Source organism: Halochromatium sp., from assembly GCF_054919635.1.
This window is the reverse complement of sequence record NZ_JBUDPI010000187.1, coordinates 1-7,185: the sequence shown is the minus strand read 5'-3', so window position 1 is coordinate 7,185 and position 7,185 is coordinate 1. Positions and strand designations below refer to the sequence as shown.

The 7,185-nt window shown below is 64.8% G+C and carries 5 protein-coding genes and 1 pseudogene; 5 read left to right on the top strand and 1 reads right to left on the bottom strand.

Going from position 1 to position 7,185, the window contains the following annotated elements:
• The 4 genes and pseudogenes from ACY693_RS11925 to lolD form a co-directional block, all read left to right on the top strand.
• Window positions 1–261 (top strand): annotated as a pseudogene (locus tag ACY693_RS11925) (hypothetical protein); the annotation flags it as partial.
• Window positions 262–376: 115 nt separating this feature from the next.
• On the top strand, window positions 377–3,550 hold the full coding sequence (locus tag ACY693_RS11920) for an efflux RND transporter permease subunit (protein ID WP_462322045.1): 3,174 nt from the start codon (window positions 377–379) through the stop codon (window positions 3,548–3,550).
• Window positions 3,551–3,626: 76 nt separating this feature from the next.
• Window positions 3,627–4,871 carry a lipoprotein-releasing ABC transporter permease subunit gene (locus ACY693_RS11915; protein WP_462322044.1) on the top strand — a complete coding sequence of 415 codons (1,245 nt, stop codon included), beginning with the start codon at window positions 3,627–3,629 and terminating at the stop codon, window positions 4,869–4,871.
• 10 nt (window positions 4,872–4,881) lie between these two features.
• Window positions 4,882–5,598 carry a lipoprotein-releasing ABC transporter ATP-binding protein LolD gene (lolD, locus tag ACY693_RS11910; protein ID WP_462322046.1) on the top strand — a complete coding sequence of 239 codons (717 nt, stop codon included), beginning with the start codon at window positions 4,882–4,884 and terminating at the stop codon, window positions 5,596–5,598.
• On the opposite strand, the gene ACY693_RS11905 is transcribed toward lolD, so the two are convergent.
• Window positions 5,553–6,095 carry a DUF2062 domain-containing protein gene (locus tag ACY693_RS11905; RefSeq protein WP_462322043.1) on the bottom strand — a complete coding sequence of 181 codons (543 nt, stop codon included), beginning with the start codon at window positions 6,093–6,095 and terminating at the stop codon, window positions 5,553–5,555. The two genes, lolD and ACY693_RS11905, sit on opposite strands and share 46 nt — an antisense overlap.
• A gap of 115 nt (window positions 6,096–6,210) precedes the next feature.
• Here ACY693_RS11905 and ACY693_RS11900 point away from each other — a divergent pair.
• The coding region (locus ACY693_RS11900) for a ComEC/Rec2 family competence protein (protein WP_462322042.1) at window positions 6,211–7,185 on the top strand (975 nt) is incomplete at its 3' end.

Genomic DNA, 7,185 nt, shown 5'->3' with positions numbered 1-7,185 from the left:
GAAACCGAGCCAGAAACGGCCAATCCGCATGATCAGCATGATCCGCCGCATGATGAGCCATCTGCGCGCGCCTCCAATGTGCGCTGGCGCCTAGTCAGCCGCCCCCTTCAGGTGCTCCATGTCGACAGCGAGAGAGTCTTTGTGCGCGGAGCACTGCAGCCTGGTGACCTCGTTGTGACAGCAGGCCTGCATCGAGTCGTTCCAGGCCAATGGGTCCAGCTTGCGCCTGCCGGCGGGGACAGCGCGGACAAGGCCCACTGAGGTGTCGGCATCGCCGCCTACCGCTGGCAATGGCATGGGTCATGGGGCTGGATCTGGTGCTCGATCTGGTACTGGAGCCGCCGCTGGACCAGTCGGCTCCCTTGCCGTCGCACTGTTGCGCAACCGCCATTTGCTGATTCTAGTGGTGATCCTGGTGCTGCTCGCCGGTCTTGCCGCCTGGGGCAATCTGCCGCGGATCGAAGACCCGCGCATCACCAGTCGCTTCGCCTTTGTTGCCACGCCTTACCCCGGCGCCGGTGCGGCTCGCGTCGAGGCCTTGGTGACCAAGCCGCTCGAGGATGCGGTGCGTGAGGTGGCCGAAGTCAAGCTCATCGATTCAACCTCTAGTGGCGATATCTCTGTGCTTGGGGTTGAGCTTGAGGATGCGGTCAGCGCAACCAACAACGAGCGCATCTTCGCCGAGCTTCGCGATAAGCTCTCCGCGGCCGCAGCGAATCTGCCGCCGGGTGCGGGTCCACCCGTGCTCGACAGCGATCGCGGCGCGACTGCCTATTCGCTGATCGCTGCGGTGACTTGGACGGCGGATGTCGATCGGCCTGCACCACTCGGTGTCCTCAAGCGGCTCGCCGAGGAGCTCGCGCAAGCGCTGCGCAACCGCCCAGGGACCGAGCAGGTGGTGCTCTTCGGTGAGCCAGACGAAGAGATCCGGGTCGAGGTTGATCCAGCCGAGCTGAGCGCCTCCGGTCTGAGCGTTGAGCAGGTGGCGGCACGGCTGGCGAACGCCGATGTCAAGGACCCGGCGGGCGGGCTTTACGGTGAGAGTCACTGGCTGCGGCTTGCTGTGGCTGGCGAGCTCGACGCAGCGCAGCGCGTCGCGGCGGTGCCCCTGTTTGCGGCGGACGGTCGCATGCTCAGCGTCGGTGACATCGCCCAAGTCAGCAAGACGTGGCGTGAGCCACCCGCTCAGATTGCCCACACCGATGGCCGGCGTAGCCTGCTGATCGGCGTGCGCACACGTGCGGCGCTCGATCTGGACGCTTGGGCGGCATCGGCGATCGAGACTGTCGACGGCTTCAGCGATGCCAACGCAGGCGGCGGCGTCGATATCCGCGTCCTGTTCGATCAAAGTAGCTATACGCAAGCCCGTCTTGAGGAGCTCGGGGGCAACCTGCTCGCTGGTGTCGTCGTGGTGATGCTGGTGGTATTTCTGACCATGGGCTGGCGCTCGGCGCTGGTCGTTGGCTCCGCATTGCCACTCTCGGCCGCGATTACCCTGCTCGGGCTGGACCTGTTTGGGCAGCAGATCCACCAGATCACGATCTTCGGCATGATCATCGCGATCGGACTGCTGATCGACAGCGCCATCGTCGTCGCCGATGAGGTTCACCAACGACTCGGTGAAGGGGCGACTCCGCAAGACGCGGTGCGCGGCACCGTGGAGCACCTGTTCACTCCGCTGGCCGCCTCGACCTTCACGACCATGCTTGGCTTCATGCCGATCCTGCTGTTGCCGGGAAATCTCGGCGATTTCGTTGGGCCGATCGCGACTGCGGTGATCATCGCGCTGGCGACCTCGTTTCTCCTCTCGATGAGCCTGATCCCGGCCCTTGCCGCGCTTGCTGGCCGCGGGTCCGGCGCCAGGCACAGCCAACGATGCCGTGTTTGGTGGCGCGATGGGCTTGCCAACCGCTGGCTCGCCAGCCTCTACGCGAGACTGCTCTCGACCTTATTCCAACAACCCGGGATCACCGCCCTCATCTGCCTGCTCCTCCCAGCCGCTGGCATCTGGGCCGCGACCCAGCTCAGTCTGCAGTTCTTTCCACCCTCCGACCGTGATCAGTTCGAGGTTCAGGTCTGGACCTCCAACGATGCCTCGATCACGCGCACGGCGGCCGCCATGCAGGCGCTTGAGAAGGTCATCCGCGAGCGGGGGCAAGTGCGCCAGTTGTTCTGGGTCGCTGGCGCTAGCTCGCCCCCGGTCTACTACAACCAGCTGCGCATGGAAGAAGATAACCCGTCCTATGCGCGTGCGACAGTGCAAGCCGCTAGCCAGGCCGAGGCGCGGCGTTTGGTGACGGACCTGCAGCATGTCTTGCCGCAGCGTTTCCCGGATCTGCGCATCGTCGTGCGTGCCTTCGGTCAGGGTCCGCCGATCGCGGCACCGATCTCGTTGCGCCTGTTCGGCCCGGAGCCAGCACAATTGCGCCAGCTCGGCGATGAGCTGCGACGCATCCTTTACCAGTTGCCACAGGTCACCGAGACCAAGGCCAGCATTCCGGGTGGCACCCCGCAGCTACAGCTCCAGGCCAACGAGCAGGAAGCCCTGCTCGCGGGTCTCGGCTTGGGCGATATCGCGCGTCAATACCGTGCGGCGCTCGACGGCGTTGTTGGTGGCAGCGTGCTCGAGGACCTCGAGCAATTGCCTGTGCGCGTGCGTTGGGGGGATGCCGAACGGGTCGATTCAGCGCAGCTCGCTGCGCTACCGCTGCTCAGCGCGGGTGCGGGCAGCGGCCAAGGCGTCGGTGCTGACACTGGTGCTGGCACGAGCGCGGGCCGTGCGACAACGGCTGGCAGCGGGCAACCTGTTTGGATTCCCGCTGCCGCGCTGGGTCCGCTCGAGCTCATCCCCGAAGCGCCGAGCATCACCCGACGCGACGGTGAGCGTGTCAACATCATCGAGGCCTGGCTCACCGCCGACGCCTTGCCGATTGAGGTCACTGCGCAGCTGCGCACTGCGATCGAGCGCGAGGGGCTGGTGCTGCCTGCTGGCTACCGGCTCGAATTCGCGGGCGACAGCGAGGAGCAGGGTGAGGCCATCGCCTTGCTGCTGGCCTACGCCCCCTTACTGGGGGCGATGATGGTGGCCACCCTCGTGCTTGCGTTTCGCAGTTTCGTGCTCGCGGGGCTGATCCTGTTGATCGGCGCGCTCTCAGTCGCGCTCGGCATGCTGGCGCTGTGGCTCTCGGGCTACCCGCTGGGCTTCAATCCGGTCCTCGGCAGCGCCGGGCTTATAGGCGTCGCCATCAATGACAGTATCGTCGTGCTCGCCGCGATTCGGGCGAATGCCAGGGCCGCCGCCGGTGATCTCGGTGCCATGGTTCAGTCTGTCCTCGGCTCGACGCGTCATGTGATCTCCACGACCCTGACCACGGTTGGCGGCTTCTTGCCGTTGATCCTCTTCTCCGGCGGCGACTTCTGGCCGCCACTAGCGATCGTCATCGCTGGCGGTGTGGCCTTGGCGACACCGCTCGGTTTGGTCTTCACGCCCGCGGCGTACCAGATCCTACTGTGCACTCGGTTAGTGCGCGCGCCACGGCCGAGCGCTTAACGCTCCCAGCACTGATAGCGACTGCTACATCAACGGTGCTATCTTCAGGCGCCGCATTCTGGTCTAATCCGCGGCCATGTTTCGCCCGTTCTCACTCTTCGTCGGCCTGCGCTATACCCGCGCCCGTCGGCGCAATCACTTCATCTCCTTCATCTCGCTGATCTCGATGCTCGGGATCATGCTCGGGATCATCGCGCTCATCGTCGTGCTCTCGGTGATGAACGGTTTCCACAAGGAGATCCAGGAGCGCATCCTTGGCATGGCCTCCCATGCAACCCTGTCCGATCCGAGCGGGATCAGTGATTGGCAGGTATTGGTCGAGGAGATCAGTCAGCATCCGGATGTGGTCGGCGCCGCGCCCTTCGTCGAGATCCAGTCGATGCTGATGAACGCCGGCCGCACGCAGGCCGCGTTGCTGCGCGGCATCCTGCCGGTTCAGGAAGACGCCGTCTCCGATCTGCGGCAAGACATGATCGCGGGCTCGGTCGATTCGCTGATTCCTGGTGGCTTCAACATCGTGCTCGGCCGCGAGCTGGCGGCGGTGCTGGGGGTTGGGGTCGGCGATAAGGTCACCGTTGTCACACCGCAGCTAAACGCGACGCCGGTCGGCGTAATGCCGCGCTTGAAGGCCTTTACCGTCGCCGGCCTGTTTGAGGTGGGCATGTCCGACTACGATCGCGGTGCAGGCTTCATGCACATAGAGGACGCGGCGCGCCTGATGCGCCTCGGCGATGCGGCCGAGGGTGTGCGGCTGAAGCTGACCGATATGTGGGACGCGCCAATGATCGCGCGCGAGATCCAGTACTCCCTTGATGGGCTTTACCGAGTCTCGGATTGGACCCAAGTCCATCGCAACTTCTTCGCCGCGCTGCGCACCGAAAAACGGATGATGTCGATCATCCTGTTCCTGATCGTTGCCGTTGCCGCCTTCAATATCGTCTCGACACTGGTGATGGTGGTGACCGATAAGCGGGCCGACATCGCGGTGCTGCGCACACTGGGCGCCTCGCCGGGTCGCATCATGGCGATCTTCATGGTGCAGGGCACCGCCATCGGTGTCTTTGGCACCTTGCTCGGAGTGGTCGGCGGGGTGCTGCTGGGCTGGAACGTCGAGTCGATCGTCGCCTTCATCGAGGGGCTGTTCGATGTCCATTTCCTCGACCCGGGCATCTATTACATCAGCGCGCTGCCCTCCGATGTGCGCGCTGGGGATGTGATCCGTATCGCGCTCGGTGCCTTCTTGATGACGGTGGCCGCGACCCTCTATCCGGCCTACCGGGCAGCGCGGACGGACCCGGCTGAGGCGTTGCGCTATGAATGAGCAGCGCGCGATGAGTCAACAGGAGGCGCGCGGTGAGCGCGGAGACAGGCCGCCCGTCCTAGAGGCGCGCGGGGTCAGTAAGCGCTTTCGTCAAGGACCACTCGACGTCGAGGTGCTGCGGGGCGTCGACTTAGTGGTTCCGGCCGGACTGCGCATGGCCATCATTGGTGCCTCGGGATCGGGTAAGAGCACGATGCTGCACTGCCTTGGTGGTCTCGAGCAGCCGACGGCCGGTGAGGTGCTCTGGTCCGGCCAAGCGGTGATGCAGCTCTCCGAGCGGGCGCGCGGCGAGCGGCGCAACCATCAGCTTGGCTTCGTCTACCAGTTCCATCATCTGCTCCCCGAGTTCACGGCCCTTGAGAACGTGGCCATGCCGCTGTTGATTCGCGGTATTGCGCCGGCTGAGGCGCAGGAATCAGCCGCATCGATGCTCGGGCGTGTCGGGCTCAGTCATCGCGAGACACACAAGCCCACCGAGCTCTCTGGCGGAGAGCGTCAGCGAGCTGCGATCGCCCGTGCATTGGTGACGCGTCCGGCTTGCGTGCTCGCCGATGAGCCAACTGGGAATCTCGATCGGCATACCGCCGAGGGCGTCTATGATCTGATGCTCGAGCTGAATGCTGAGATCGGCACCAGTATCATCATCGTCACCCATGATCCCTCCCTTGCGGCTCGGACCAGTCAGGTCTGGCGCCTGGATGAGGGGAGATTGGTCGAGGCCGCGTAGCGCGCACGTCGCCGCTTGATCTGGCGCATCAGGTTCCAGCGCCAGAGCCCCTCGACGAACAGCCATCCCAAGGCGCCGGAGACCGTCGCGCAGATGAGGCTGCCGAGCAGCACCGGCTTGATTACCTTGAGCCAGTTGTGCCAGTCGAGCCAGAAATCCATCTGAAAGGTTCGGATCTCATCGCCCAGGATCAAAGCCCCGATCACATAGGCGAAGTAGAACATCGGCGGGATGGTTAGCGGGTTACTGAGCCAGACGAGCGATACCGAGATGGGCAGATTCACGCGAAAGACGATCGCCGCTGCTGCAGCGACGAACATCTGCCCCAGCGGGGGCAAGAACATGACGAACAGCCCGACCGCGAAGGCCCCCGAGGCGGAGCGCCGGTTCAGGTGCCAGAGATTGGGGTCTTGCAGCAACGTGCCGAAGACACTGAGGTACTGGCTGTCGAGGATACTGCGCGGGTCCGGCAGTCGGCGCCTGAGCCATCGTTTCATGGCCGTGGGTTAGGGTCTCTGTGAGCGCATCGATACTGAGGCCGGGCTACGCTGTGAGTGCGAGCAATGCCGCAGCCCGCAACACCGCAGCCCAGCACAGCGAACCGGAGCGGCGATGTCGATGCCAGCCGCGGTGCGCGCAGTATACGTGATGCGCTCCTGGGCGGCAGCTGAATCGCGCGCCGGAATCGCAGCGATTGGCCTCGGCTTTGCGGCAGGGGTCGGTGGCTACTTCTTAGCCGCCGAGCCGCCACCGGATCTGGCGGTCCTGGCGATATTGCTGCTGGCATTGCTGCTGGCCATTGTCGGTCGTTCGGTGCAATGGATCAGATGGCCGCTGGCGGCACTGGCGCTCGGCTTCTGTTGGTCGCATCTCTGGGCCTGCGCGCTGTTGTGCCAGCCGTTTCCTGACGCGATGGCGCAGCAAGACCTGACCCTTGTCGGTCGCATTGCGTCGCTGCCGGATGTCACGGCGGAGAGAACGCGGTTCTTGTTCGATGTGGAGTCCTTGACGGATTCGGGATCGCCGATTCAGTTTCTCGGTCGGGTCCGGTTGTCCTGGTATCAGGATGCACCGCCGCTGCAGGCCGGCGAGCGGTGGCGCTTCAGGGTGCGACTGAAGCCGCCGCATGGGTTCGTCAATCCCGGCGGTTTTGATTATGAGCGTTGGCTGTTCCGTCAGCAGGTCAAGGCCACCGGCTATGTGCGCACGCAGGTGGCGCCGCAACGGCTGAACGCTGGCGCAGGAGCCTATTGGCTGACCCGCTGGCGTCAACAGCTGCGTGAGCGCTTGCAGCAAGGGCTGCCAAGCGGTGTTGGCGCGGCCTTGATCCCGGCCTTGGTGATCGGTGATCGCGGTGCGCTGACGCCGGCGCAATGGGCGGTATTCTCGCGCACTGGAACCTCGCACCTGATCGCGATCTCGGGGCTCCATGTGGGGCTCGTCTCGGCGGCCGTGTTTTGGCTGACTCGGCGTGGCTGGGCGCGGATGCCTGGCCTGACGCTGCGCCTTGCGGCGCCCCGTGCAGCTGCTGTGGCAGCGCTTTTCGCAGCCCTTGTCTATGCCGCGCTGGCCGGGTTCTCGGTCTCG

What these genes read in the sequence shown, in the direction of transcription:
- ACY693_RS11905 (WP_462322043.1), bottom strand. Translation starts at nt 6,095, where the DNA reads ATGAAACGATGGCTCAGGCGCCGACTGCCGGACCCGCGCAGTATCCTC.
- ACY693_RS11915 (WP_462322044.1), top strand. Translation starts at nt 3,627, where the DNA reads ATGTTTCGCCCGTTCTCACTCTTCGTCGGCCTGCGCTATACCCGCGCC.
- lolD (WP_462322046.1), top strand. Translation starts at nt 4,882, where the DNA reads ATGAGTCAACAGGAGGCGCGCGGTGAGCGCGGAGACAGGCCGCCCGTC.